Genomic DNA, 26,059 nt, shown 5'->3' with positions numbered 1-26,059 from the left:
GGCCTATACAAACGGTTCGTGCTCATCTTTTTCATAGGGTAGTCACCATAAGAAAGAGGCAGCAGATTTCTCTGCTGCCCCATCAGAAAACATGAGATGCGGTCATTCACTTGTTATAAGGCTTCAACAGTCTCCAAGAACTGCCCCATGCTCACTGCTCCATGCGGCAGATTTTCCTCGTCTTGGAACACCATGTAATAGCGGTACCGATTTCCCGCTGCGTTCCGCCAAGCCGCACCCAGTTCGATCTTCTCCTGACTGTCGTCGTTTTTCAGGTGATCACCCTTGGTTTCGGCAAGGATGATTTTGCCGCTTTGTGTCATAATCATAATATCAGGGTAGTGGTTGAAGTAGCCGTTGATGGCAAAGCCGTGCCGGGCGATATTCCGGTGCCACCAAAGCACATTGGGAATGGCTGTCAGCCGCTTCACTAGCTCTTGTTCCAGCTCGTTCATGCCCTCCTCAGCCTCATAGAGCGACTTTCCGTAAATCGCCGTGCTGCTTGTTGGATGGATTGCCGATGGCAGACGGTAGGACGGCTCGCACACAATTTTGCCACGGTCCAGCCATGTGAAGAAGGTCTCCTTGTAATGTTGATCCAGCAGGCTTTCGATTTTGGCACGGATTTTTGCCGCAAAGCCCAGTGGGGCCTTTTCCATAGCGGCAAGCTGTTCCCGATCCATCCCGTCCACAATGAGATTGACATAAGCGCGTAAATCTCCGCCATCCACCATGTTCAGCTTGTCCAACTGGTGGATCATCATGTCCTTGCACTGGCGCACTCGGCTTTCCGATGGGAGATTGCTGAAATATTCCTTGAAATACCGCTGGTCGGCGGCTTCCATCTGGTAAGCCCTCGGCACACTGCGGCCAGACGCCACATCGACCTTGACGATCTCATCGTCTGCCGCATCAAAATCAATATCGTATGCTTTACCTTTCAAAGTGAAGCCGTCGGCAAGCTGCTCCTTGCTCAGCAGCACCTTATCCCCGTTCGTAAACAGGGATTGCGGGATCACCTGGAAGAACTGCGGGATCAGCAGCCCGTCCACGCTCCCTCGATATTGGGGGATGATAGGAAATGTGTTCACTTTGTCCCGCACCTCCCACGGCAGAACGGCAGCAAACGGATCGTTGTCCGCGCCCTGCACCGCCTGATTGTATGCGTCGCCCGCCTGCCGGGCCTCGGCAAGCATACTGTCTGCTTTAGGGGCGGAATCCGGCGTTTTTTCGCTCTCCCTGCGCCGTTGCAGCTTTGCCCAGATGGATTTCCCGTCCAGCCCGGCAAAGTCATCCTGCGCGGTTTCCGGCTCGAACATCGGAAGCTGTTCCGGCACGGGAGCAGGTTTAGCAGGTTCTATCGGCTCGGCAAGCCGGTAATCCCGGTCGCTGAATCCCGCGCTGTTCAGCCCGCGGATGATCTGCTGTACTGTATCGTTAAAGTCGTTGGAAGAAGTCAGCACATAGGACATATTCAGGGCTTTTGCTTTGTGCTCGGCGGTGTAGGGCAGGCGCAGAATACGCCCCAAAATCTGCTCCACATCCACCTGACTGGTCTTGTTGGCAAGAGAAGCCAGAATATAGGCAAACGGGCAGTCCCAGCCCTCTTTCAGCGCGTTTACCGTGACGATGTACCGTATCGAACAATCCGGGGACAGCAAATCCACGTTTTTCAGCTCGTTCACATCGGCGGTGCGGATGGCTATGTGTCCGGCGGGAATCCCGGCTTCCACCAGTTCTTTCCGCATTTTTTCAAAGGTGGTTGCGTCCTCCTTCCCCTTTGGCTGTGCTTGGAACAGGGCAATGGGGCGGATGTACTTTCCACCGTTCTGATATTCTGCGTTGGCGATTTCTTCCAACCTATCCCGAAGGTCAATCGTGTCCATCAGCACCTCAGCCTGGCTGTCCCGGTTATAGACGATCACCGGAAGCTTGACCATGTGCTCCGCCTTGAGCTGCACCGCATCCACATAGGAGATGATGTTGCTGCGCTTTTTGGGTGTGGCGGTCAAGTCCAGCACAAAGCAGGGGTTAAAATTGGCGAGCATTTCTATACTCAACTCGGATCGGGCATGGTGGCTCTCGTCCACGACCACCAGTGGATTGAGTTGGTTGATGACCTGAAACAGCGCCGTTTCATCCGCATTCTCAATGGGGTTTTCCGGCGCGCCCAGCACTTTGGCAAAGGCGGCAAGATTGCTGTTCTCCTGATAGGCTTTTAAGCCCTCTTTACCCCGACCGCGGAAAGAATCGTAGGACAGCACCATGATGGAGAGCTGTTCGGTGACGGCAGTTGGGTTGAAATTCTGCCCGTTCAAAAGCTCCTGCTTGGTATAAACCTCTACCCGCCCTCCGAAATCCACATCAATTTTCTGCCGGTAAGGATGGCGCGGGTCTTTTAGGGCTTTTGCGGTTTGCGTCAGAATTGCGTCGGACGGCATCAGCCACACCACCGCCTTAGTCTTGGTAAACGGCAGTGCGTCAAACACAGGCCGGACGGCGCTGCAGGCGAGGAAGGTTTTTCCGCCGCCGGTGGGCACCTTGAAGCAAAGGTTGGGAACGCCGGGCAGCACATCCTGATACTTACAACCATAGTTGTATAATTTTCTGAGTATATCCCGGCATCGTACTTTGGAAACAATCCTTGATTAGGCGCCACTATTCCACCGATAATAGGTAAGCGAAACTGTCCTCCGTGTGCATGGCCACTCAAAACAAGGTCAATATTTTCGGATACATAGTCTTCAAATGCTTCTGGTCTGTGTGAAAGCAACACACAATAATTGTCAGTTAGATTCATATTATTGATTTTCGTTTTTATCATGCTTTGCTGAAGGGGGGCTCTATCTGTAAAATCGGGGTCATCTAAGCCAGCAAGCTGTATGCTTTCCGTGTTTTTTATCAATTGTACTGCTCTATCATGGAGAATAGCAACACCTTCATCAAGCAATATACTTTCTAATTCCTGATATTGCTCACCAAGCCATGCCTCATGATTTCCTGTTACATAATAGCAAGGTGCAATCCCTGTAAGAGTTCCCACGAGTTTTTGGGCTATATCAATATTGGTCTTGTTGGAATCTACCAAATCCCCAGTTATTACAATAATATCAGGCTTTTCTTTTTCTATCAATTTTATTAATTGACTGTTGTTTTCACCGAATTCGGCATTGTGTAGGTCAGAAACGACAACAATACTATAATGATCAAATGAAGCAGGGAGCCTATCGCTTGCAACCGTATAGTGCGTAATCCCCACAGTTGTATTGCTCCATGCGGTCCATATTACGAGAAGAACCATTATTACTGTTACTATATAAAAATGCCTTTTTGATTTTTTCCTTAACATAATGCTTCCCTCGCTTAATTTCCCGCTCGATAAACCTGAGTACTTGCATGAGAAGGCTGTCCGACAACCACAAGATCCCTCGGGAGGCCCAGTCCTACATCATCGACTCCACCGGCGCCCCAGTCTGCGCTCTGCTGCCCTTCTCCACATGGGCGGTCTTCTTCGCCGGTCTGTTCTACGCCGAAGCCGGTATCCCGGAGCTGGGCTACGGCAGTGCTATTGACACCTTCTACCACATCATCCCCTTTACCTTCTACGCCATCGCCGCCGTAATCATCGTCCCCCTGTTCGCCTATGGCCTGATCCCCAAGTGGGGGCGGATGCGGAAGGCATATCAGCGAGTGAATGAAACCGGGCAGGTCTACTCTCCGGAGAGCCGGGACCTGAATCTGGATGAGGAGGATGAGTCCCCCGACATCAAAGGTAATATCTTGGATTTCGTCCTGCCCATTGGTGTGCTGATTGCCTTGACCATCGTCACCGGCGAGCTATTCCTGGCCCTAATCGCGGCTATAGCCGTGTGCTTCCTGCTTTATATCCCCAGGCAGAAAATGACCGCCGCCCGTTTCTGCGACCTTGCCATGCATGGATTCTGCAACATGATCCCCACCGTTGCCATCATCTTCTTTGTCTTTGTCATGCAGCAGGGCATGACCGACATCGGAATCGCCAGCTATGTCATTGACGCCGTGCGGCCCGTGATCAGCCCCGTACTGCTCCCGGCCATCACCTTCCTGCTGGTAGCAGCGCTGAACTTTGCCACCGGAAGCGCCTGGGGCATTCCTGCTCTGGTCAGCCCCATCATCCTTCCGCTGGCTCTGTCCATCGTCGTCAACCCTCTGGTGGTCATGGGTGCCATCGTCTCCGGCGCCACACTGGGCAGCCATGCTTGCTTCTACTCCGATGCAACTGTCCTGACCTCCAGCTGCTGTAAGATGAACAATATGGATCACGCGCTCTCGCAGTTGCCCTATGCTATGTGTGCGGCCGGGATTGCAACGGCGGGCTACCTGATTTGCGGTTTTCTTCTGTGATGAAATATGGTATGATTTCGATGGAGGTGTTTGCATATGCGTATCGTACTTGGGGATATTACTAAAATGGACACGGACGCCATCGTCAATACCGCCGTTTCCGATCTCTCCCCCTGTCCCGGAATATGCAGCGCAATCTTTGCCGCAGCGGATACGGAGGAGTTGAAAAAGGCCTGCCGGAAGATTGGGCGATGCCGAATCGGCCACGCTGTGGTCACGCCCTCCTGCGGACTTCCGTCCAAAATCATTTTCCATGTGGCTGGCGCTGGCTGGTATGGCGGGGTCCAGCGGGAGCGAATGCTCCTGGAGGAATGCTACCGCCGGGCGTTGCAGAAAGCTCTGCTCTACAATTGCAGGACTGTGGCAGTTCCACTGATCTTCTCCGGCGACTGCCATATGCCTCGGGCCGAGTCTATCCGCATCGCGGGAAAAGTTATCCGGGAGTTTGAGGTTCGCCATCCGGACATTGAGGTCACTCTGGTTCTCTACCAAGAGGGGGTCTATGAGATGGCCCGCCGTCTGCTGGCTCAAGATAAGCCAGACTCTACTGAAGCTGATGTTGGTCGCTCGGAGCCGGAGCCTGGCAAATCACCGAATCGCCCATCTATATAACACAGTAAGCAGGAGGCTGGTCGATACCGACCGGCCTCCTGCTGCTTTGAATGGCTTTGCCCATAGATAGAGGCGAAGACATTTTCAGGTCTTTACAAAGAGGTTTCATTGAATCATAGTTATGCCGCCGGCATACGCCTTTGCAGGCCCCGAATCTTTTTGAAACCTCGTTTCCAAGGATAAGAGTCACCGTCTATGCGATTGGGCTTGTGTAGGTAAACCGGTGCCCGTTGAGCTCCATGTCCAGCACGACGCTCGTCTTGGCTTCAGCATAAACAGACGGAGGGAGCAAAGCGGTGACAACTGTGATATATTGCGTTATAGTCTGACGTTCATCCGGATTATCCCAAGAGGAAATCTCGGTTTCCTCCGTTTCACCGTCAACTGCGTAGTTTTCCTGAGGGATGGGCTGACCATCCGCCAGCACCGTCACACTGACAGTTTTACCCACCGCGTCTTCCGGCGCACCGCACACCACGGGGAGGAAGTCCTCTCCTTTAAACTCATACAACCGGATTTCCACCATACCAGTATCCGGGTCATAGGAGCAGCGAAACTCGGGGCTTCCGCCCATATGCTCGGCCACATAGGTTTCCGTTTCTCCATCGGTCCGCTCAATGGTCAGGGTGATCTCAAAATCCGGATGGCTCCCCTCGCCGTTGGCCGCCCAATATGCTTCGAAATCGGGCACAAAATTATCATACATCGCGCTGTAATGCCCGGTATCGATCTCCTCCCTGGAAATGCCTTCACCAAAGATGTCTTCATAGAAAGCCTTTTGAGAAACTAAATCAAACACATCGATCCTGGCCGATGAAATGGTCTCCGGATTGGCCAGAGTCGCGTCTATCAGCCCATAGGAGCTGTTTATGATGGCAGTGTAGATTTGGCATTCCTCCTGCGCATCCGGTTCCTCCGCATCAGAGGATGGCACTTCATGCGGGTCAGAAGCCTGCAGTTTCGGAGAGCCTGTCGAGGATTCCACGACAGATCCTGTATCCGAATTTTCTGTTATTTTTTCTGCCGACTCTCCACACCCAGCCAGGACGGTCAGACACAGGAGAACGGGAATGAATAAACTCCATTTTGGTTTTCTGCAGTCACTCATCGCGGCCCACATCCTTTCCTTCTGTTTTTTCTAAAGCCTTTTTCCTGCGAACCAAAACGAAAAAAGCCAGTGTCACTACTGCGGCTAAGAAAATGGCGGCGGCAATGGAGAGCACTGTCCATCCGTTTTCATACTCTTCCGGCAGATCTGCCGGCGGGGAAATGGATTCCCCGTCAGCCGGGTCGACGGGATCTACATTTTCCCTTCCGGCTGAAACGGCGGCGGCATCTCCAGATGGGGATATCTGAATCACATCATTTGTGCAGTAATAACTATACATACCTGTTTTTTCAATTTCAGGCCGATAATCCTCCGGAACCGCGCTTTGATCGGTGGTGAGGTTCCTTAGACCGTCCACAGGAACTACAAGCTTTGCAGGTGCCGTCTCGCCGCTCCATGCATCTGTGATTGGGATTTCCATGATGCTCCGATAGACGGAATACATGTACTCCTTAGGATACTCTTCGCTTTCTTCCAAACCGTCCGTGCCCCAAAAGAATATTTCTCCATCCTTTTCAATGGCCCCCATGCTGGATAACTCAGACTGTCTTAGGGTCATCATTTTGTTTTCAGGGTCTTTGGTGTATTCCTCCGGCCATCTGTCTTGACGGAGGGTAGCGACGCTGACAGCGAGATACTCATTTCCACTTGGAAGCCCGGCGGCAGGGATCAGTTCAAAAATATCCACCTGCCCTTCGGTAATGACCTCATCAGGCTCAAGAACCCGGATACCATAGAGCCGATTATCGCCTTTTTTGGAAGCAAGTTCAACGTCGGCGGTGTATTCGCTTTCCTTTATGACTGTTTCTCCAAGCCAGGCCTCTTCTTCCATGCCGGAGTCATCTGTCAGAATTGGTTCTGCTGCCAGCTTGCCCTGCAAGGGAAAACTGCTGGAAATAGAACCCACAAACGCTGCGGAATAATATTCGGCGTCGGAACCTCTATATGCTGTCAGCGTAGCTTCCGGACCGATTTTGAGAACGCCTTTCGTCCCTTCTGCCATAAACCGTATCGCAATGGGGGATTTCTTGGTCTCATTGATAATCAGCGAACCGTCCCCGATGATTTCCAAGCTTCCACCCCATCCGAATCCCCACACAACAAGAGCGGAAATATGGTTTTCCCCAACTAACTTCAGCTTCAAATCATCTCCCATTTCATTGGTGTTCAAACTGGTGTTCGGGTGATTGTAGTTGGTCAGCGTGATGGTGTTGGTCTCACGATCATAGGCCGCTCCCGCTACTTCGACAGCCGGCTCGCTGCTGCTGAATAGAAGCTGCGCTTCTTCTCCTTGAATCAGTTGAATCCAGGCGCTGCTCCATTCTCCGGAAGACGGTCCGTTTTCCGCGAATGCCGCTACGGGCAATCCAGCAGCGATGCAAATGGTCAGCAACACTGCAATCAGTCTCTTCATGAGCTCTCCTCCTTTTTCCGGCTTTGCCGGGGATAAAGCTGGACAGGATACAATGGCATGGTATCCCGATGTTTGTATGGTTCTGATAGTCTCATCCTATTTATGAGATGATGCTTTTTTTCTGCGTGCAAGGAGGATAAAAGCCGTAACCCCTGCTGCAACTGCTGCGGCAACGATCAGCCCAACCGCCATATAGGAAGTTTCGCCGTCATCCTTTTCCGGTTCGGGTTCCTCTGCCTGCGGACTGTCCGGTGAGACTGGTTCTTCAGAGCCGTTGCCATCGGACGCCTGAGCGGAGGTTTCCGGGGTTTTGCTTTCCATGGAAGCAGTTCCAGACGCTTCAGACTGTGGGCTATCCGAGGAAGCGGCTACCGGCACAAAGGGCTTGTCGGATCCGAGGATAGCGATCCGCCCCGGGGAAGGGGCTTCAAAAATCAAAGCGTCGCCCTCGGAAACGGTTTCAAGAGGCTCCGGCTCCTCACCGAGATAAACCGCCTGATGATGGCTTTGGCTTTTCAGATGATCATTTAAGGGGATGCGGATCTCTATCGGAATGTCCCCCAGCTCCAGCCGTCTGCCGCTTTGCCGGATCGAAATCTCATAGACCGATAAAAGCCCTGGCAGCTGGGCTTCCAGTCCGGGATCGGCGCAGAGCAGGCTTTCCGCCGCCATTGTATCGGCATAGAGCTCTGCATCCTCCGATAAATCCGCTTGGAGGGAGACGGACACGCCGTTATCCGGAAAGGTGAGTTCCACCTTCCCGGAGCCAGCCGCAGCAGGGGCCGGCCCGTCTGCTTCCGGGCCGCTGGAGGCCCAGGGCCCCCAGTCCCCAACATCGGCTACCATATATTGGCCGTCCGGATCCCCGACGATCATAATCCACCGGGCACGCACCCGGATGGTGTATTCCTCCTGCGGCAGGGTCACGGTATCGGATGAGAAAAAGACATAGGGCTGGATCTCCGACGTCTGGTTTTCCAACACCTCGCCTTCGAGAAGCAGATGAGCCTCGTACTCGAAACTGTCGCTGGAACCGGCGTTTTCCGGCTTATCCCACTGCACTTGATTTTTGTAGCCTGACCAGCGGGGATTGCCGGGTATATATTCTTCCGCAGCCAAAGCAGGCTGGGCAAGCGCTGGGAGCGTGATGCAAAGCGCCAGTGCCATTCCCCATATCCGCTTTTTCCATGTAGCCCGAATCTCCATGGCACACTAGATCCTCCTTTTTTACTGTAAGGCGCGGGAAGAAGCTGTCTCCCCGCGCCTCTTGTTTCCTGCTCTCAGTTCAGTACTGCGCCGCCCCACTCGACCGCCTCAAAGCCGCTACGGTCCATGGGAACGATTTCCGGCTCGGGAACCGCGCCGCCCTCGTACCGGACAAAGCCAAACCACAGGCGGAATATGTTGTCCGGCTGGACCGAGAAGCGGACCGGCATTTCCGCATCCACCCCTTCGGTGAGCAGCGGATACATCACATAATCTACGCCGGGCTCCAGGTAATCCGTCCAGTATTCGATAAAGTCCAGAATTTCCTGCTCGTTGAAGCCATAAGCCTCCAGCACCCGGCGGTAGGTCTGCTCCCGCTGCTCCGCCTTCACCACAAAGCCCTCGTCCAGGCGGAAAATGGAGGGATCTGCCAGGCTTTCGTAGAACAGGAAGCCATATTTGCCGCCTGCATCCTCCAACGTGCCGTCCGGATGGGCGGTAACTGTCCATCCGTCCCCATACAGCGGGTCGGACACGGTCAGAAGCTCCGGCCGGTCAAAGGTGACGGTGATCTCCGTCTTCGTTTCGGGGTACAGGTAGATGTTGGGCTTTTTGACCTCCACTCCCCTGGGGGTCATGGAGGAGGGATCCTGATTCATGGAGTTGAGCCGGTCCAGAAGGGCCTGAGCCTCGGCTTCCTTGCCCGCGGCGATCAGCTCGGCGTACCGCTGGTACAGCTGGGCGATCCTCCAGTCCTGCCAGTTCTGGCCTTGGACATCATCGAAGGCGTTGAAATCCCCCGCAAGGGACTCATACCCGTTATCGCGGATGTTCCGGATATAGGCGTCCCCGTCCCCGCCGAACAACTCGGTGATCCCCCAGTTCATGTCGATGGTCATCTGATCCATGAAATCAATAATGGGATGCTTGTTCTCGGCAATATAGTCCACCACCGGCTGGGACTGGATCACCCCCTGGGTCACCTCTGCGGCGGTACCGATCCGCTCTGCGCCGGGATGCTTGACCATCTCCGATGTGGCGCCGATTCCGGTTAGGATATTATCGATAAATTCCATCCCGGGGGAAATATTGGCGTAGGGGCTGCTGCCCGGGGTCATATCCTCCACCGCTTCGGTCAGGGTGGAAATCTTTTCCACCCCATTCTGGAATCGCTTGGCCCCCCGCCGGACAGCGGCAGAGCTGGGGGTCTGGCTTGGACTTTCCCCCCGGGGTCTGGTCCAGTTCTGGATCGTCTCCTCGGTTAGCATGAGATAAACGCCTCCGGCGGCGTCGGAGCCGGAGGGCCGGTAGCCCTCAAAACTGCTGGGCAGCGACCCGGAGGGCGGGTCGTCGGCGTAGACCGGCGTTATGGCGGCCGACGCCGCGATGATCGCCGCCAGGGCAAAAGGCATCCATTTTCTTCTCATTGCAGTTTTCCCTCCTTTTTCGTAAATTCCGTGTATTCCGCTATGGTCTGGGAGAGCGCCTGGTCCTTTCCGTCGTCCAGTTCCGTCGCCTGATCCAGATAGGTCAGGGCCAGGGGGTAGTTCCCCCGGATGCAGTTGGCCACCCCCAGATAACAGTTGGTGTAGGGATTCTCGGGGTTCAGTTCGTAGGCCCGGCCGAGGAAGAAAAAGATGGTAGGCAGGACATAATCCATATCGCGTGCAGTCACTTCGTCCAGTATGCTAATCCCTCGCATCAGGTTGGCGGTCTCCCACTGGGGATAGGCGTACACGGCATCCAGCCAGTTGTTTCGGAAGCCTACATCGCTTCCCATTTGGCGGCACAGCTCGCCGTACTGGAGGAAATACTCCTGGCTTCCTTTGTCGGCCACTTTCTTCAGAGCTGCCTCTGCCCCGGCCGGATCTCCAGCCACGAGGCAACACTGGGCCAGGAGCAGATGTACCGTGTCGTCCGCCGGGAGGAACTCCGGCGCGCCGTTTTCCGCAATATCCTTTTCACGTCCGGCAGTGTATTCCGCCGCCAGTCGATCGCCTTCAATCAGATCACCTGAGAGCGCCGCCTCCGTCAGTTGTGCAATCAGCGGGTTCTCAGCTGGGCTTTCTTCGGACAGTCCGGACGCTGGAAAAAGAAGTCCCGTTCCGGCCGCAACTGCAATCAACAGTACGCATCCTGCCGTCGCCAGCTTTTTCTGGGGATACCTGCGCCGCAGCACTGCCAGGGCCGCGGCCCCAGCCGCCAGGGCCATGCCGAGGATCCCCCCCAGCAGACTTCCCTTCAGGAAAACAGTGCAGCACAGAAACAGAATAAACACAAGGATCGATATGGTCATCATCATTTCAGTTCCCTCCCTGCGCAAGCTGTCCTCGGACCCGTTCCAGCGCAAAACCCGCGTGAACGGACACCCCGGTCCAATCTCCGGTATGGCTGCTGCCGATTTTCGGCATGATGTCCAGACTGATCTGGAACGCCTGCTGGGCGTTTTGCAGATCTCCCAGTTCCTCATAACAGGCGCCCAGGGCGTACCAGATGTAATGTTCGTCTGGTTGCTGAGCCAAAGCCGCAGTGTATTCCCGGATTGCCTCTTCATACCGGTCCACTCCATTGAGAACCATCCCCCGGATATAGTGGGGGAAGCCGGCTTCCTCCTTCATGGAGATGAGGGCGTCCGCCAGCTCCAGCGCCCTTTCTCCCTCGGGATCCTCCCATCGATAATAACCCAGATCCACCACCGTATTGTCTGTGGATGCGGCGAAGGCCTGGATATAGGCGTTGAGGTATTCGTTCTCCTGGATCTGCTTCAGCTGCTCCTCCGGCAGCTCGTGGTAACAGGCGGCGCCGGGGAACCTGTCGCTCATTGCATACCAACTGTCCTCCACCGTGAGGTAGCTGACGAACTGATAGAGCATATAATCGGCGTAAGGGTCATCGCTCTCTTTGGCGATATCCGACAGGCGTACTCCATAGTCCGCCACCGCCGGGTAGTCGTCCAGCAGCATGGCGGCCCTGCCGGCATAGCTGAGGGCTATAAAGCTGTCAGGATCCTCCTTCAATGCCGCCTCTGCCAGCTCCAGGCACTCCTCTCCCTGGGCCAGCATAAAATAGCCGTACATAGCCTGTTCGGTAAGGAAGGGGTCACCTGTTTCCTCTGCGGCCCGCTGAGCGTAGGCGGCCCCCTTTGCGGTGTCCCCCAGCTTCAGATAGATACCGGTAAGCTTCTTCATGTGGGCCAAACGCTCATCCTCACTGTCCTCAGCCATAAGCTCCTCCCGGTAGAGGGTATCGTATCGGTCGACACAGGCGAGGATCTCAGAGGATTGCGAGGATCCCGGGACAACCGGATACCCGTCCAGCATGTAAAGGACCAGGTACTGGTAGGCGATCTCTTCCGGGAAATCCTCTGCCAGCCCCATAGTCCGATGCATGATATCGTTGTCCACTCCGCTTTCTCCGACGCTATCTCCCGCCTGAGCCCAGGAGATCAGGTCCGCGCAATTATACTGCACCTCCACCTGCGCCCGGCCGGCCAGAAGCCGTTCCACGGCGCTGGGGGAGAGTCCTGTTTCCTCTTGTGCGGCGCCGCTGTAAATCTGGGCCGCCGCCAGCTGCACCACAGCATCCTGCTGGAGTTCTTTTTGCGCATCGGACAGCTCTTCGGCCTGCCGATATGCCTCCAGCAGCCGGAAGCACAGGGCCGATGTGATCTTTCCCTGCCGGTACTGTTCCTCCAGCAAAGTAAGTTCATTCGCTCCGGCAGTTATATTGACCAGCTGCGCTAGGGTCTCGTTGCGGGTGTGTGCACTGGCATGGAGAGAACCAAAGTGTCCTCCTTCCGCATACTGCTCCAGCGCGTCCAGCGTTTCCAGATAATCTACATACTCCTTTCGGGCAGAGAGATAATCCCCTGCCGAAAGATAGGACTGTGCGGCGGAGAGCTGCTGCTCCATGCTGGCCAGGAAGCCGGTAGACCCGGCCTCCGTGGTGGTAGGAAGGGCTCCCCACAGCAGTGTGAGCGCCAGAACAAGGCAGGAGAGGGCCGGGCGAAACCAGCCGCTTTTCCATACCGGCGATTTGGGAGGCGGGGCTGCGGATGCGTCGTCTTCTCCGGAAGGCTTCTGCGCGCTGGGCATTTCAGTTGGCAAACCAGTGGCCAGGGGCCGTCTGGAAGCGGCGGCGAGGATCCCGGTCAGCACAGCCCATTGGACAATGGCCGAGACCAGCCTGGCCAGCCCGGCGGCGAATACGCTGTCGCCCGCTGGCTGGAGCAGAGCGACCGCTGAGCTCAGCATCGCAGAACCCATGAACAGCCCGACCATGATCACTGCGGAGAAGATGGCTGAAACAGACACACCTTTCGCTCTCTTTTCACCTGTAACCGTTTCCACCACATGAAAAAGAAGCATAGACGTCAATACAGAAGCGGTCGCATTGATCAAAACAGCGGGAATCCAGACGCTCCAAAGGTTTTGGAACATCGGCGCAAGGTAGGTTTGGAGCAGCGACAGCAGCAATTCCCGGCCGTAAAATACGGCGAGCAGAGGAAGAATCCCGCTGAACAATAGCCGGAAAGGGAACCTCTTATCAGGCCGGGCTGACCGGGCTGCAGCCAACACAAAGGCCGCGCCGCCCAATATCCCGGCAGAATCCGCAAGGAACAGGGTCAACACATCCAGCGAATGTTTTTCTATGTAGAGCAAGGCTGTTTTCAAAAGAAAGGGAAGCAAAAGCTGGCAGCAAAGCCCGCCGAACAGCCATTTTGCCCAGCCGCTTTGATATGCGTCAGCCAACGTTCGCATCAGTCGTTGTTTTTCTTCTTTCAAGGCAAAAGCCTCCTTTCAGTGGAGTCATTGTTCATCTGGCCGAGGGGCTTGTTCCGGCTGAGAAAGAGCCGTGCCGCATTCCGGGCAGAATTTCACTCCCGGTTCCGCAGCCGCCCCGCATTGTGGGCATACAGCAGGGGACTCTGCCACCAGTTTTGTTCCACATTGCCGGCAAAATTTTGTTCCCGCTGTGTTCTCTGTCCCGCAGGATGGGCAAACAGGACCTGCCGAGGCCGTCGTGACAGCCTGCGCTGCTTCCGCCGCGCGGATTCGGTCAATCTCCAACTGTGCATGTGCAGCCTCATCGTAATGGGCTTTGGCCGACTGACAGGCCTCCAGTATCTCTGGCTCTATCTGGCCGCCGGAAAGAAATTGGCCATAATAATACTCACCGATTTTTCTCAGCTCTGTTTCCGCAAGAGCCTTTTCCGATGTAATTTTTCCGTTCAACTTGCTCATCGCAATCGCTTCGTTGGTTTTATCCCCCAAATTTTTTGCCAAGCTGCCTAACTTATCCAGAAACGCCGTAACAATACTCCTCTCTTATGATTTTGTTTATCTGACAGATCCGTTTTCCAGAGCCGTTTTCCGGCTCATGATTCAGTCTTTCGACGGGTCGATTCATTAAAAGCTCATTTTCGAGATACTGTACGATCCGATCCGACATAGCGGCCATCGTCCGTTCTTTTCCCTGTTCAGACAATCCCCCGCATGGCTGCAGCAACGCGACCCTCAGCTCGGTTCCTACCTCCTTTTCCTCGGCAGAAATAGAAAAGACGCTGATATTTCCATACACCTTTGCCCTGGCCACGATCGCGTCTTCTTCCTTGTGATAGGAAATGCTCTCTTCATCCAACACATCGTAGATCGCCATCAGCACATACCGCCTCACATAGGGAAGGATCCGTTTTACATTTTCCATATCATCGCCTCCTTTTTTCTTTATCGGTTCTCTATTTGTGGCTGTCATTCGATATATCCGCTGATGGGTTCCAGATACATCGAGTCTTCTGAGACCAGCTGATACCGGTCGCCATGATACCCGTCGCTCCAGCCGTTTTCCGCTTTGTAGATTTCCCCGGTTTCGGTATCGCAGATACGCTCGTATCCGAGGGTTGCATCGCTTTGCTTTTGACTGATGATATCCTGACTGGTGTTTCGGTTTTCCCAGGAGGACATAATCCCGTCTAGCACCTCGTTTGCATTCCGGCTGAACTCCATAGCCCGCGCGACGGTTTCAGTTCCTGCCTGTTTTACGGCATTTACATAGCTTTCAGAATATTCCAGGCTCCTTGCGCACTCCGTAAGGATGTCGACCCATTCCAGAAAAGAATCTTTCACGGCAGTTACAGCCATCACATTATAGGCCATATAATAGCCGCCATCCGCCGATGGGACCTGATATCCTACTGGTGGCCCCGCCGCAATCTCAGCACTTCCGAAATCCACCACTGACGCGGCAAACATGCCCTCACCCTCTTTTCCTCCTTCGGTAAAGGTAGCCCGTAGAATCTCATCGTTCAGTGCGTAAGCACTCAAACCGCCGGTTGACGGGAAACGCTCGGTGACAGCAAATCCTTCAAACCGGGGGAAGGTATAGCCAGTATAACCCGGCTCAGCCTGCACAGCAAAATCTGCATACTGCGGAAAAATTTTAAAAAAGTTCTCAGTAGAGGGGGTTGACAGGACTGGTGCCAGGGCAAATATCTGCATTCCGGGGACGCCTGAAATCCCGGAATAATAAGCCCAGGCGTCCTTTCCCTCCTGACTGTGGAGCAAAGCATCTGCCTTCAGCAGCACGAAAATCTGGTTGAGAGGCTCAGCAGGATCCTGGACCCGGATGGAGTGATACATGCCTGTGCCGCCGCTCGTTACCGTCCATCCCTTGGGGATTTGCAAACTGAAATCTGCTGTTTCATACAGCTCCAGTTCGACCGATTTGGCTGCTGTTGGCGTGACGGCGATCTCGTCCTTCGATGAAGATAAAGCTTCCTCCGAAGGAGGGGTATCTGGTTCTGTGTCCGAAGGATGGGTTTCCAATTTGGAATCCGAAGAGATCTGAGACTGCGCAAGGTCTCCAGCTTCTCCGCATCCGGAAAGGGTAGTCAGAAAAACTGCTGCCACTAGTAGAAATATAAATATTGTCCGCCTCAACTTTTTCATACCATAAGTCCTCCTGATCCATACAAACGCTTTAGATAGAAACGTAAAATTTGCTGAAATAGTGATTTCACGGGATTGTTTTACAGCTTTATATCCACTCCTTCCGGTTTCTTGTTTGCAGAAAACTTCTGCGCAAATAAAATAGCGCCGCATCAGAAATTCTGACACAGCGCTATACCGCTTTTCAGATCTCCGCGCCAGTCCCTTAAACAGAGAATAGCATGGAGTATCCTAAAATATAAGGTTACATTCATCTCTTTTTTGTTTTTATGCTGTTTTTTCTGAGATAACAAGGGGTTGCATTTGTCTCAAGCCCTAAAATCCGGGCTTTTTTCAAGGGCGGCGTCTTCTTTTTCCGGAATCCACTCATAATAAAATTGCAACAGGCCGATTCGGCTTTTGGTACCTGTTTTTTCATTGAGACTGCTAATATGGCGGTACAGTACGGGTCTTGAGATCGCCATCTGCTGCGCGATATCCTGCACACTGCTATCGGAAACCAGAAGATACTGCAGAACATCCTGCTCTCGGTCGGTCAATGAAAAAAGACTTGCAAAGGAAGAAAACTTTTCTTTTGGCGTGTATCCTGTTGCCGGGGCCTCGGGCGGGGCCAATGCCGTATGGGATCTAGTCGTATAGGCAAACATCAGAATACTGACAGCAACAAACAACACCAGCATGAAGATGACCAGTGTGAGGTTTCTGCCTGAAAGGAGCAGAGTTACTGAGCTGTTGGTAATCAGCGCCGCCACAAGGTTATTCACCGCCCGTCCCATGCCTGCCCAGAGATCTGGTATACGCATGCAAGCCGCAAATTCTAAAAAGCTAGTGGTAAAAAACACAACAAAAAATCCGGAAGCTATATAGGCGATCACTACTCCGGTCAAAAATGGGCCGCCCCACCGAAGTATTATCACACACAGAACAGAGAATACCATTACGCAGTACATCATAAGCGTCATGTATTTTCTGTTCCGAATATCAAAGAGAAAGCCTGCCGCCAGGCCGCTCAGCGCCAGCAGAATGCGGGGCCATTGCCCGATATCCATTGCGCCTGCAGCATGGCCTAAGGTGATTGCGTTGTCCAATGTGCTGAATACGCAGGCCATCAGGGCCACTAGAAAGACCAGGAGTAAGCCCGTCGTTATTTTTTTCTGTATTGGGCCGTTTGTTTTCTCCAACGCTTTAGATAAAGTTTTCTCTTCACCCATCAATTCCACGCGAAAAACATGCCTCGTCCGTATAAACAGAACGCTCAGCACTGCTAGAAAAACAGAAAGAATGACCGCTTCGGCAATTTCTATGTTGATTAAGTTGTTATTGATATATTGCAGAAGAATACCGCCCGCATAGGCAAAACCCACCAGCCGGGCCAGTGTTCGCTCCCCATGGATGGTACAGACAGCCAAATAGTGAGCCGAACTGCCGAAAAGCCCCATCAGAAAAAACAAAATCAACCCTGCTGTTAGGGTAATGGCGTATGAGATATGTTGCTGGATTAGAAAAATGCAGATGATGGAGACCAGAACGGTAGAAAAGGTAAGTAGGGCTTTGAACCGTTCATGAACCGCCCGATTCAAAACCGGATACAAGATAAATCCCAAAACGCTGATACCGAGTGCGTAATTTTGAGCAATCACTGTCTGATCCTCACCAACCATACGAGACATCATATTGACATAAAGATACTCCACGCCTAAAAAGACGAATGTAAATATGCTCAACAGCAATATGGCATTGATGGATGCTGGTGTTCTCAATCCCCTTGTCTTCATAGATTCCCCTTCACTTTATGCAATACGCATGGTCTCATCACACACTCTCTTATATTCACCATTATAGGAGATATAGGCTGTATATTGTTAACGCCCATTAGGAAGAGGGTGATATTATATTCATCAAACTCCACGACTCAGTGCTGTCCGGGACGAACTCTACGATGTCGGCAATATTGCAATCCAGAGCAACGCAAATCTTACGAAGAGCCTCCATAGAGACATCCTCGCCCTTTCTCAGTTTCGTCATGGTGCTGGATGACAAGCCACTCTTCTTGTGAAGATCACCCTTACTCATTTCTTTATCAATAAGTAATTTCCAGAGCTTTTTATAGCTTGCTTTCATGATCTTTACCTCCGAATAGGTCGTTTTTAATTAGCATAACACGAATTGTCCTGTTTCGCAAGAAAGTCTCCTTGCTTTCAGACTATTTCAACGTTATTGCACGATTATGTAGCGAATAAGCGATGCTTTCAACCAGTAAATCAAAAAGAGATTGTATGCTGCTCATATCGAATTTACTCGGAACTGAGCTACCAGCTTATAGAATGTACTCCGCTTTAAGCCAAGCGTATTCATTGCTGCAACCGCAGTGATTTCCCTCCGCCTCCACTGCTGGTAAACCTCATCCCAGTTCGCCGGATACGCGATGGCCGGGCGTCCAAGATGTACGCCGTTCTCCTTGGCCACTGCAATCCCTTCCGCCTGCCGCTGTTTGATAGTCAGACGTTCCTGCTCAGCGATGCTGGCCAGCACTTCGATGAGAATGTTGTTGATCATATCAAAAACCCACTGCTGCCCCTCCGGCAGGTCAATCATCGTTGTGGGCAGATCCAGAACCTGAATCTTGATGTGCCGGTTCTTGAAATATTGCAGTTCCTGGATGATATGCTCCTTGTTTCGGCTAAGCCGGTCCAGGGATTTCACAACAAGCGTGTCGCCATCCCGCAGCATGGTACTTTTGAGAGCAGCGTATCCCGGCCTCTCCAAACTAGCGCCACTGGCGTGATCCGATACAATATCCCGCTCATCGATGCCATGATCCAGCAGAGCATTGATCTGACGATCAAGGTGCTGTTCTTTTGTGGACACTCTGGCATAACCGTAGATCTTTTTCATCTCAAACCTCCTCGGAAATTCAAATTACATCCGAAAATGTCTGTTTCTTTTCAGATATATCCGTATAATCAGAAATAGCCTTTTCGGATGTTGAAAACGGGGGTGCGCCCCCTGATTGTGCGCTATCCAAAAAGGTACACCTTTTCAGAGCTATCTTATTTCACCGGCAAAGTTCGTGAAATACAACACGTAAACTCATAATCTTGATGAATTTTTGCTTTTCGGACATTCACGTCGGAATATTCGATGTTAACAAAAGTTTCTGACTTTATATTCCGAAACTGTTGACCTCTTGCTTTCTTTTGAGTATAATATTGAAAAAGAGAGCAGGAGGCGCACTATGACTGAACTTATAAATCGCCCTGAATATCTAAATCAGCTGATTCAACATCGAGATGTGGATTTGGTCAAGATTGTAACTGGCATCCGGCGATGCGGAAAATCATCCCTGCTGGATCTGTTTCATCAATATCTGTCCGATAGTGGAGTACCTGACGTCAACGTAATTCACATGAATCTGGAGTCGTTACGCTACAGGAACCTTACTAACTATCTTTCTTTTTATGACTATGTCAGTGAGCGCATACCCAAGAGCGGGAAAACCTATTTGATCTTCGATGAGCTTCAAGCAGTGGAGCATTGGGAAAAAGCCATTGAATCCTTCCGTCTTGACTTCGATGTGGATATTTATATTACGGGCTCCAATGCTTATCTGCTTTCGACGGAGTTCTCAACGCTGCTCTCCGGCAGATATGTTGAAATCCGCATGTTGCCATTATCTTTCAAAGAATTTTTGGCATTCTATGAATTTGCTCCCTCTGTCACAACTGAAGAAAAATTTCAGAGGTATCTGCAGTTTGGCGGTATGCCGATTCTGAGAGAATACCAGTTCAATGAAGCAAGAAGCAATCAAGCACTAGAAGGCATCTATTCTACCGTAGTGCTGCGCGATATCCTCCAGCGAAACAATCAGGTAGATCAGAAAATCCTACAAAAAATCATGCTTTTCCTTTGCTCCAACATCGGGAGCATTACTTCACCCAACAACATTGGAAATGTTTTGTCGCATGAAGGCGACATTCAACAGGGCAGCAGAAAAAATGTCGCTGGTAAAACGGTCGATAAGTACATCTCGATGCTGCGCAGTGCCTTTATTTTCTTCTCTGTGGGAAGATACGATGTAAAGGGCAAACAACTGCTGAAAACACTGGGAAAGAACTACATCATCGATATGGGCTTCCGCAATATGCTCCTGGGTTATCGCGATGCAGACCGAGGGCACATCATCGAAAATATTGTGTTTCTGGAACTCATCAGACGTGACTATCGCGTTTATATCGGAAAAGTTGGGGAAACTGAAATTGATTTTGTTGCAGAGAAGCCGAATGATAAGCTGTATATCCAAGTAACGGAAAGTATGCAGTCACCAGAAACGCGTGATCGAGAACTTAAGCCCCTTCGGATGATACCAGACAATTACGAAAAAATCGTATTGTCCATGGATAGAAACTATATCAATTCTTATGACGGTATCAAATCTTTGAACCTGATCGATTGGCTACTGTCTTGATCAAAAGGTGTGATCCGAGGCAGACTCACCACAGTCGCACGATAGGTCCGGTGGGTGGATCGTTCGTGATTAAGGAGACAGGTATGGCACGACAATATAAGTTGGCCCGAAAAATGAAGAAAATCACGCTGACGGCAGCAGCACGGGAGCTGGGGGTAACGCAGCCAGCTCTCAGCAGCTGGGAGAGTGAGCGGAAGGCGCCTTCAATTGAAGCGTTGATTCGCATGGCGAAGTTTTATGGAGTCACAACTGATTTCTTGCTCGGGCTTTCTCAGGAAGCTGATCCAAGAAAAGACTGGCTTGAGCCAATTGACCCTTCACTGATTCCAGTTTTACATGAAACACCAGTATTTTCTCCGACTCGTGGCTGGGCATTTGTTGACGCGGTTACCAGCGAATTACATTTTGCGAATGGCGAAACCCTGCCTGCTTCCAATTTGACAGAATTGTATATTATGGCACCTGTTCTTATGTGCCCGTCGGTTCCCAACAATCCGGCGCTCACTAAGTCCGAACTGTCAAAGTATGATGAAGTGTGGGTGGAACCAATTTCCACTGACCGTATGTTGCGGCAAGAACTGCGTGGATGGTACTGCGTGAAAAAGTATTATGTAGAAAACACCGTAGGTCAAAGATTCTATTTTGATTTCTATGGCGCTAAGTGGTTGGCATTTTCGTTGGAAGAAAAGGAGACCCAAAATGAAGTATAAATTGTATCGTGCTCAGTATGAAATGCAATTTGATGAAAACGGCGAGCCGCTCGAATGGGAAGATGCGTTTGAATTGGTAGGTGTGGAATATGCCCAGGATGTTGATCGTGCAACTCCCCTTCTGATCAAGGCAATTACTGATGAACTTGGCACGACACCCCAATATGCCAATTGTGAAGTCGCTGCTTATGCACCGGATCTGTATAGACAAGAGTTGAGCGAGGATTACGACTACGAGATGATGGGGATTGTGTATCCGCCAAACGCGAATCACAATATATTGATTCCTTTCCTGGTTAAGGAAGAAACAGAGACTCCGGACTGATTGGTCTGTGTTTCTAACGTGAAACAGACTGCGTTTCCTTGTAAGATCCAAAAGCAACGGGTTGCCTTGGTATCAGCAGTTGCAAGGAGCGTAGCTTCTATGGATTATTTTTTAGCAGATATTGATTTTGATCTGGACATCCGATATACTATATACAACAGTATCCGTCATTGCTTCGGCGATGAAAGTATTCTAGTTGCACAGCGTCTGAAAGAGCCATTCTTTCAGGCGCTTTTTTGTTCTGATGCTTCTCAATGAAGAGGCACAGATCGAAATAACGCGCAGGGACGTGGCCTTGCGCCGTCAGTTCGTATCATGGCTTTATGCCACAAAAGCACTCAGAGGATGAAAGTCCTTTGGGTGCTTTTTTATATAGATTGGAGTCGCAAGGCTCCCCACCTTTTTTCTCGGGGAGCCTTCGGGCACACCCGTTTACATAGATACTCTATAAAGAAAGGCGGGTGTGTTAATGGACGCACTCAAAGATGCATGTCGAGCAAGTGGCGACTATTCGATTACACTGATTCCCTATTATGCACAGGTGATTGCCGATTTCGATACCGCCGACACAGTGCGACAGCGCAGGTTTGAATCATTGCAAAAACTTCACGGCCAGCTTCATCTTTACAAAAAAAGAGGGTATGATGCTGAGCTACTCTGTTCACTGGCCGCGCGAAAAGCGGAACTCATTATGAAAGCAAGCACAAAGGCTGAAATGGCACAGTTGGACAGGCCAAAACCGCCTCACTATGATGGCGTGAAGTTCTATCCGAACCCTTACCTGACTCCGGAAGAGGAGTTGATCTGCTGGTGCGAGACATCTCTCTTGGCCCCGCTGGACAACACCGCCGTGCAAAGGTACATGGAAGTGTTTCGCCAAGTCTTTCCGGAAAAGGCCAACTGGGCATTTGGGGAGGTGCTGCAGTGAGCAATCATGCAATGGTTACCGCTTCTCAATTTGACCCGGCGCAGCTCACCTTCCGGGATTTAATCTGTCACTACGGTACAGGACGAGTGATCCATATCGATGGCAGAGGCGCCAGCAAGCAGATTCAATATCGCTTTGGCATCCAGACGGAGATTGGTGACTTTGAAGTGCATGAGTGGATGAAACTGGTCCGTGTTCTTATTGAACGAGCCGGCGAAGAACCACTTCAGCAGCGCCTTGTAGAACTGCTTGAACAAGAAATGCCTTGGCTGCACAGGGATTTTGAACGCCAGTTGGAAGCGCTTGAGCTGCACGCACGCAGAATATTTGAAAACCCGGAATGGGTTGCTTACGAGAAATTCAACAGGAGGTAGCACATGAGTGCGAATCAAATCAGTAATGAGCATGACCGTATGCGCGAACTAATCGGCAAAATTCACGATGCCGACGTAGCCTATTACCAGCAGGATCGCCCGATCATGACAGACCGGGAATATGACCAGCTGGTGGATGAGCTGCAAGCACTGGAAACCGAGACTGGACTGATCCTGTCCAACTCGCCCACGCAGCATGTGGGCGGAGAGATCCTGAACGAACTGGTTCAGGTACGACATACCAAACCGATGCTGTCAGCGGGAAAGACCAAGCAGGTCGAAGATCTGGTCAAGTTCGCCGCCGGTCGAGCCGTGTTGCTCAGCTGGAAGATGGACGGGCTGACGATCGTGCTCCGGTACGAGAACGGCGGCCTGCAGCAGGCCATTACCCGTGGTCGGGATGGTATCATCGGCGAAGACGTGACCCATACGGTCCGTACCTTTCTGAATGTCCCACTCACCATACCCATTCGGGAGCCATTTGAGGTGCGCGGCGAAGGCGTCATCTCTTGGGACAATTTTGAGAAGGTCAATCTCAGTCTGGGAGGCGACTACACGCATCCGCGCAACCTGGCTGCCGGCAGTGTGCGAAAGCTGGACTCCGGCGAGTCCAGAAAACGGAAATTGGAATTCTGGGCGTTCGACCTGGTCAGTGATACGCTGGAGCATCAGAGCAAACTGGCCCAGCAGGAGCTGCTGCAAAACAGTGGTTTTTCTGTTGTGCCCTATATCTTCCTGCCCGAATCTCATACGGAGCAGGAGGTGCGCGATGCTGTTGGCGCATTCCAACCTAAGCACTTTGCCTATCCGGTGGACGGAGTCATCATGGAATATGATGACGTTTCGTATGGGCGTAGTCTGGGTGCAACCGGGCATCATGAAAACCGGCTCATTGCTCTGAAGTGGCAGGATGAACTGTATGAAACTCGCTTTACCGGTGCAGAACTGGCAACGACCAGAACCGGTATGGTGAGTATCACCGGTTTGTTCGACCCCGTCAACATGGACGGTGCTCTGGTGAGCAGAGCCTATCTGCACAACGTCGATATCTTTGATTCGTTCCAGTTTGGAATCGGTGACACGATCAAGGTGTACCGCGCCAACATGATCATTCCGCAGATCGCAGAGAATGAAACGCGCAGCAACACCTTCTTCCTGCCGCTGCAGTGCCCTTGCTGCGGGCACAGTCTCTCGATCCGCCAAACTTCCGGTGGAACGCGACAGCTTTACTGCGAAAACCCGCACTGCGCTGCCAAACTGGTGCAGAAGTTTGCTCATTTCTGTGAGAAAACCCGGATGAACATTGAAGGATTATCGGCGGTTACGCTGGAAAAATTCATTGGCCATGGCTGGGTGAAGAATTTCGGTGATCTCTATCAGCTGGATCAGTTCCGGGATGAAATCATCAGCACGGACGGATTCGGTGAGAAATCCTATGAGCGAATCCATGACGCCATCGAAAAAAGCCGCAGCTGCACCCTGGCAAAGTTCATTGCCGGACTCGGCATCCCAATGGTCGGCAGGCACGCCGGTCGTGAACTGGACCGTTTTTTCCACGGGTCCTGGGACGAGTTTGAAGCTGCGCTGCAAAAGCATTTCGACTTTACGGTCTTGCCGGATTTTGGCCAGACCATGAATGACAACATCTACGCCTGGTATGCGGACAAAGAGGAAGAAAAACTCTGGCGTCCGCTGCTGGCACAAGTACATTTCAAAAAGGAGAATACGGATATGGAATCCATCAAAAAGACCCCGTTTTGGGGAAAGACCGTTGTCGCTACCGGAAAGCTCATGGGCTATACCCGTGACGGGATTCAGGAGAAGCTGCTGAAGCTCGGCGCCCGACCTGCTTCCTCGGTAACGAAAAAAACCGATTATCTCATCGTTGGGGAAAAGGCTGGCAGCAAGCTGACCAAGGCGCAGCAGCTCGGCATTCAGACCCTGACTGAGGAAGAATTCGAGAACATGATCGCGGAATAACCGCAGCACAACCGTAGCGGAGCAGCACAGACTGCTCCGCTTTTCTTTTATGAAAGGAGCCAGAACATGAACAAGCGTCGCGTAATTATCGAAGGTCGCCCTGTTGCGGCTGTCACTGTGGGCTATCCTGCTTATATCCAGCAGTCGAACGGGATTTTGCGTACTTCTCCGATCGTGGGAATCGGCAGCTTGTCCCCTTTTGAACTGCAATTTGAAACCCAGAACACGCGCTACACCCTGAACATTTTGACTGCAGATGAACTCTGTAGACCGAATGGAGGGCAGTCTGCATGAAACCCCCGAAGGAAACCAAAGAGGAACGCTTTCGTCGAGTGGCAGAAGCACGGGTCAATAAGATTCTATGCATGATTCGGTTATTGGGAAATTGCGCTGGGACTGCTGTCTACAGGTATTCCCAGGACCAGGTGGATCAGATATTTGACACGCTACAGGCAGCACTTAGCTCAGCTAGAGCAAGGTTCGAGGGCCCCAGGTCCCGCTTCAGTCTGTCTCGGCCCTATAACCTGCGCCGCACAATGAAGCTCAATCCGCATGTAGCGCTGAAAATGCCGGATGGCTGCATTGTTACAGCAGTTGTGTATGCCGAAGATGAGTATCCGGCCATTAATGTGTATTGCCAGAGCAATGATGATGAGCCGGAGCTGGTCTGCTTTGTCGAGTACAATGCCGAACACGAACCGGATCAGGCGCTGCATATCGGGGTGTACCGTGAGGATGAAGAGGATACACAATATTATGCGCCCTATAGGGCAGAAGGGATTTGAATGGAAGAACAGATTGATATCTTGAAAACCCGGCGAATGTCTTGGGATGCCGTGAGCCGAATCTTGGAAGAATCCGTTCATGAGCTCCTCGGGAAGAAGATCCGGATCAGGGCCTGGGCGGAAGATACGGACTACTGGGGTGCTATTGCTCAGGATTATAGGTTCAGTTTAGATGATTTGAATCGCCTGATGGACTCGGTCCAGGCAAATAGCACTGTGCGGCTAAGGACGCTACCGGAAGACGACACAACGACGAACAGTTTCGGTATGGATCTGGGAGAGCTTTTGCTCAAGCGAAAACTCCAGGCAAATTGGTCTGATTGGCATATTGCGAAACCTTGCCTGTGGTTGCTCGGCTATATCAGCCGCCAAACGCATCCGTATACTGCGACCGGGCTTTTGAATTCTCTGCCGAAAGACAAGCTCATGAGCACTGAGGATGTAAAAGACTACCTTTACCGGAATGGCTGTTCAGATCGCGCACTTTCGGAAATCCGCGAGGCATATCTCGAAGAATTTGGCAACGAGCTGTGTTGGCGCTATCCAATTTCGGACGAAAAACATCTCGGCGCTTTCATTCTTGTCGTGCAGGAAGGATTTCTGCATATTCCGTATGATTGCGTGTACTATGAGCCGTATGAACTTTTGGAGATGGATGACATCGCGCTCCATAACGCCGAATCGCTTGAGTTGTTCCTTGCAGACTGGATCAATTTTTCTGATGATCTGGTAGATGCGCTGAATGCTATGAGAGACAAAATGTCGCCCCAGCTCTAAGTTTACACAAAATGTACGGCAGCCTTCGGGCTGCCGTATTCTTGA

26 protein-coding genes are annotated in these 26,059 nt (G+C 51.8%); 12 read left to right on the top strand and 14 right to left on the bottom strand.

The genetic code is table 11. The annotated features are described in order from the left end of the window. Positions 1-113 precede the first annotated feature (113 nt). Entirely contained in the window at positions 114-2,540 is a 2,427-nt protein-coding gene (locus B5E65_RS16435; RefSeq protein WP_087169860.1) for a DEAD/DEAH box helicase, read from the bottom strand. Continuing rightward, positions 2,441-3,349, bottom strand: coding sequence for a metallophosphoesterase (locus B5E65_RS00700; RefSeq protein ID WP_087169859.1), 909 nt, complete (start codon positions 3,347-3,349; stop codon positions 2,441-2,443). Before B5E65_RS00700 ends, B5E65_RS16435 begins: the two co-directional genes overlap by 100 nt. 47 nt (positions 3,350-3,396) lie before the next feature. On the opposite strand from B5E65_RS00700, the gene B5E65_RS00695 reads away from it, so the two are divergent. Together B5E65_RS00695 and B5E65_RS00690 are read left to right on the top strand one after the other, a co-directional pair. Further along, positions 3,397-4,383, top strand: coding sequence for a Na+/H+ antiporter NhaC family protein (locus B5E65_RS00695; RefSeq protein ID WP_087169858.1), 987 nt, complete (start codon positions 3,397-3,399; stop codon positions 4,381-4,383). Between the two features lie 36 nt (positions 4,384-4,419). Continuing rightward, complete coding sequence (locus B5E65_RS00690) at positions 4,420-4,995, top strand: macro domain-containing protein (RefSeq protein ID WP_242957444.1); 576 nt, start codon at positions 4,420-4,422, stop codon at positions 4,993-4,995. A gap of 193 nt (positions 4,996-5,188) precedes the next feature. Here the strand turns inward: B5E65_RS00690 and B5E65_RS00685 are convergent, their stop codons facing one another. The 12 genes from B5E65_RS00685 to B5E65_RS00630 all read right to left on the bottom strand — a co-directional run bounded on the left by B5E65_RS00685 (position 5,189) and on the right by B5E65_RS00630 (position 18,565). After that, a complete protein-coding gene (locus tag B5E65_RS00685) occupies positions 5,189-6,103 on the bottom strand; it encodes a hypothetical protein (protein WP_087169856.1) in 915 nt (304 codons plus the stop codon). Continuing rightward, on the bottom strand, positions 6,096-7,517 hold the full coding sequence (locus B5E65_RS00680; RefSeq protein WP_087169855.1) for a hypothetical protein: 1,422 nt from the start codon (positions 7,515-7,517) through the stop codon (positions 6,096-6,098). Before B5E65_RS00680 ends, B5E65_RS00685 begins: the two co-directional genes overlap by 8 nt. Positions 7,518-7,613: 96 nt before the next feature. Beyond that, a complete protein-coding gene (locus tag B5E65_RS00675) occupies positions 7,614-8,723 on the bottom strand; it encodes a hypothetical protein (RefSeq protein WP_087169854.1) in 1,110 nt (369 codons plus the stop codon). 74 nt (positions 8,724-8,797) lie between these two features. Then, positions 8,798-10,150, bottom strand: coding sequence for a hypothetical protein (locus B5E65_RS00670; protein WP_143402935.1), 1,353 nt, complete (start codon positions 10,148-10,150; stop codon positions 8,798-8,800). Continuing rightward, positions 10,147-11,025 carry a tetratricopeptide repeat protein gene (locus B5E65_RS00665; protein ID WP_087169852.1) on the bottom strand — a complete coding sequence of 293 codons (879 nt, stop codon included), beginning with the start codon at positions 11,023-11,025 and terminating at the stop codon, positions 10,147-10,149. The genes B5E65_RS00670 and B5E65_RS00665 overlap by 4 nt, the downstream gene beginning before the upstream one ends. Position 11,026: 1 nt before the next feature. Further along, positions 11,027-13,036: a tetratricopeptide repeat protein gene (locus B5E65_RS00660; RefSeq protein ID WP_143402934.1), complete on the bottom strand. Its 2,010-nt coding sequence runs from the start codon at positions 13,034-13,036 to the stop codon at positions 11,027-11,029. A 495-nt stretch (positions 13,037-13,531) separates the two neighbouring features. Further along, entirely contained in the window at positions 13,532-13,966 is a 435-nt protein-coding gene (locus tag B5E65_RS00655; protein WP_071429672.1) for a zinc ribbon domain-containing protein, read from the bottom strand. Between the two features lie 52 nt (positions 13,967-14,018). Beyond that, a complete protein-coding gene (locus B5E65_RS00650) occupies positions 14,019-14,429 on the bottom strand; it encodes a hypothetical protein (RefSeq protein WP_087169850.1) in 411 nt (136 codons plus the stop codon). A 44-nt stretch (positions 14,430-14,473) separates the two neighbouring features. After that, positions 14,474-15,670, bottom strand: coding sequence for a hypothetical protein (locus B5E65_RS00645; RefSeq protein WP_087169849.1), 1,197 nt, complete (start codon positions 15,668-15,670; stop codon positions 14,474-14,476). A gap of 308 nt (positions 15,671-15,978) precedes the next feature. Beyond that, entirely contained in the window at positions 15,979-17,445 is a 1,467-nt protein-coding gene (locus B5E65_RS00640) for a LuxR C-terminal-related transcriptional regulator (protein ID WP_071429664.1), read from the bottom strand. Between the two features lie 97 nt (positions 17,446-17,542). Continuing rightward, complete coding sequence (locus B5E65_RS00635; RefSeq protein WP_087169848.1) at positions 17,543-17,791, bottom strand: helix-turn-helix domain-containing protein; 249 nt, start codon at positions 17,789-17,791, stop codon at positions 17,543-17,545. Positions 17,792-17,953: 162 nt separating this feature from the next. Then, positions 17,954-18,565 carry a recombinase family protein gene (locus B5E65_RS00630; RefSeq protein ID WP_087169847.1) on the bottom strand — a complete coding sequence of 204 codons (612 nt, stop codon included), beginning with the start codon at positions 18,563-18,565 and terminating at the stop codon, positions 17,954-17,956. 340 nt (positions 18,566-18,905) lie between these two features. Here B5E65_RS00630 and B5E65_RS00625 point away from each other — a divergent pair, with 340 nt between their 5' ends. The 10 genes from B5E65_RS00625 (at position 18,906) to B5E65_RS00585 (ending at position 26,014) form a co-directional block, all read left to right on the top strand. Beyond that, positions 18,906-20,135 (top strand): ATP-binding protein, encoded by a 1,230-nt coding sequence (locus tag B5E65_RS00625; protein WP_087169846.1) that lies wholly within the window; start codon positions 18,906-18,908, stop codon positions 20,133-20,135. 83 nt (positions 20,136-20,218) lie between these two features. Beyond that, entirely contained in the window at positions 20,219-20,845 is a 627-nt protein-coding gene (locus B5E65_RS00620; RefSeq protein ID WP_087169845.1) for a helix-turn-helix domain-containing protein, read from the top strand. After that, positions 20,835-21,170, top strand: a complete 336-nt coding sequence (locus B5E65_RS00615; protein ID WP_087169844.1) for a hypothetical protein — start codon at positions 20,835-20,837, stop codon at positions 21,168-21,170. Before B5E65_RS00620 ends, B5E65_RS00615 begins: the two co-directional genes overlap by 11 nt. A gap of 99 nt (positions 21,171-21,269) precedes the next feature. Beyond that, positions 21,270-21,428: a hypothetical protein gene (locus tag B5E65_RS16140; protein WP_158098474.1), complete on the top strand. Its 159-nt coding sequence runs from the start codon at positions 21,270-21,272 to the stop codon at positions 21,426-21,428. A 211-nt stretch (positions 21,429-21,639) separates the two neighbouring features. Beyond that, the gene (locus B5E65_RS00610; protein ID WP_087169843.1) at positions 21,640-22,098 is read left to right on the top strand and encodes a hypothetical protein; all 459 of its coding nucleotides are present in this window, start codon (positions 21,640-21,642) and stop codon (positions 22,096-22,098) included. Further along, entirely contained in the window at positions 22,095-22,472 is a 378-nt protein-coding gene (locus tag B5E65_RS00605; RefSeq protein WP_087169842.1) for a hypothetical protein, read from the top strand. The genes B5E65_RS00610 and B5E65_RS00605 overlap by 4 nt, the downstream gene beginning before the upstream one ends. Before the next feature lie 3 nt (positions 22,473-22,475). Next, complete coding sequence (gene ligA / locus B5E65_RS00600; protein ID WP_087169841.1) at positions 22,476-24,452, top strand: NAD-dependent DNA ligase LigA; 1,977 nt, start codon at positions 22,476-22,478, stop codon at positions 24,450-24,452. 66 nt (positions 24,453-24,518) lie between these two features. Further along, complete coding sequence (locus B5E65_RS00595) at positions 24,519-24,746, top strand: hypothetical protein (RefSeq protein WP_087169840.1); 228 nt, start codon at positions 24,519-24,521, stop codon at positions 24,744-24,746. Next, positions 24,743-25,237 carry a hypothetical protein gene (locus B5E65_RS16365; protein WP_206406258.1) on the top strand — a complete coding sequence of 165 codons (495 nt, stop codon included), beginning with the start codon at positions 24,743-24,745 and terminating at the stop codon, positions 25,235-25,237. The genes B5E65_RS00595 and B5E65_RS16365 overlap by 4 nt, the downstream gene beginning before the upstream one ends. Further along, complete coding sequence (locus B5E65_RS00585; protein WP_087169839.1) at positions 25,238-26,014, top strand: hypothetical protein; 777 nt, start codon at positions 25,238-25,240, stop codon at positions 26,012-26,014. The last annotated feature ends 45 nt before the right edge of the window (positions 26,015-26,059 follow it).

The sequence above is a fragment of the Gemmiger sp. An120 genome, from assembly GCF_002160955.1.
In the GTDB taxonomy this organism is placed as follows: domain Bacteria; phylum Bacillota; class Clostridia; order Oscillospirales; family Ruminococcaceae; genus Gemmiger_A; species Gemmiger_A avium.
This window is presented reverse-complemented; position numbering and strand designations above follow the sequence as displayed.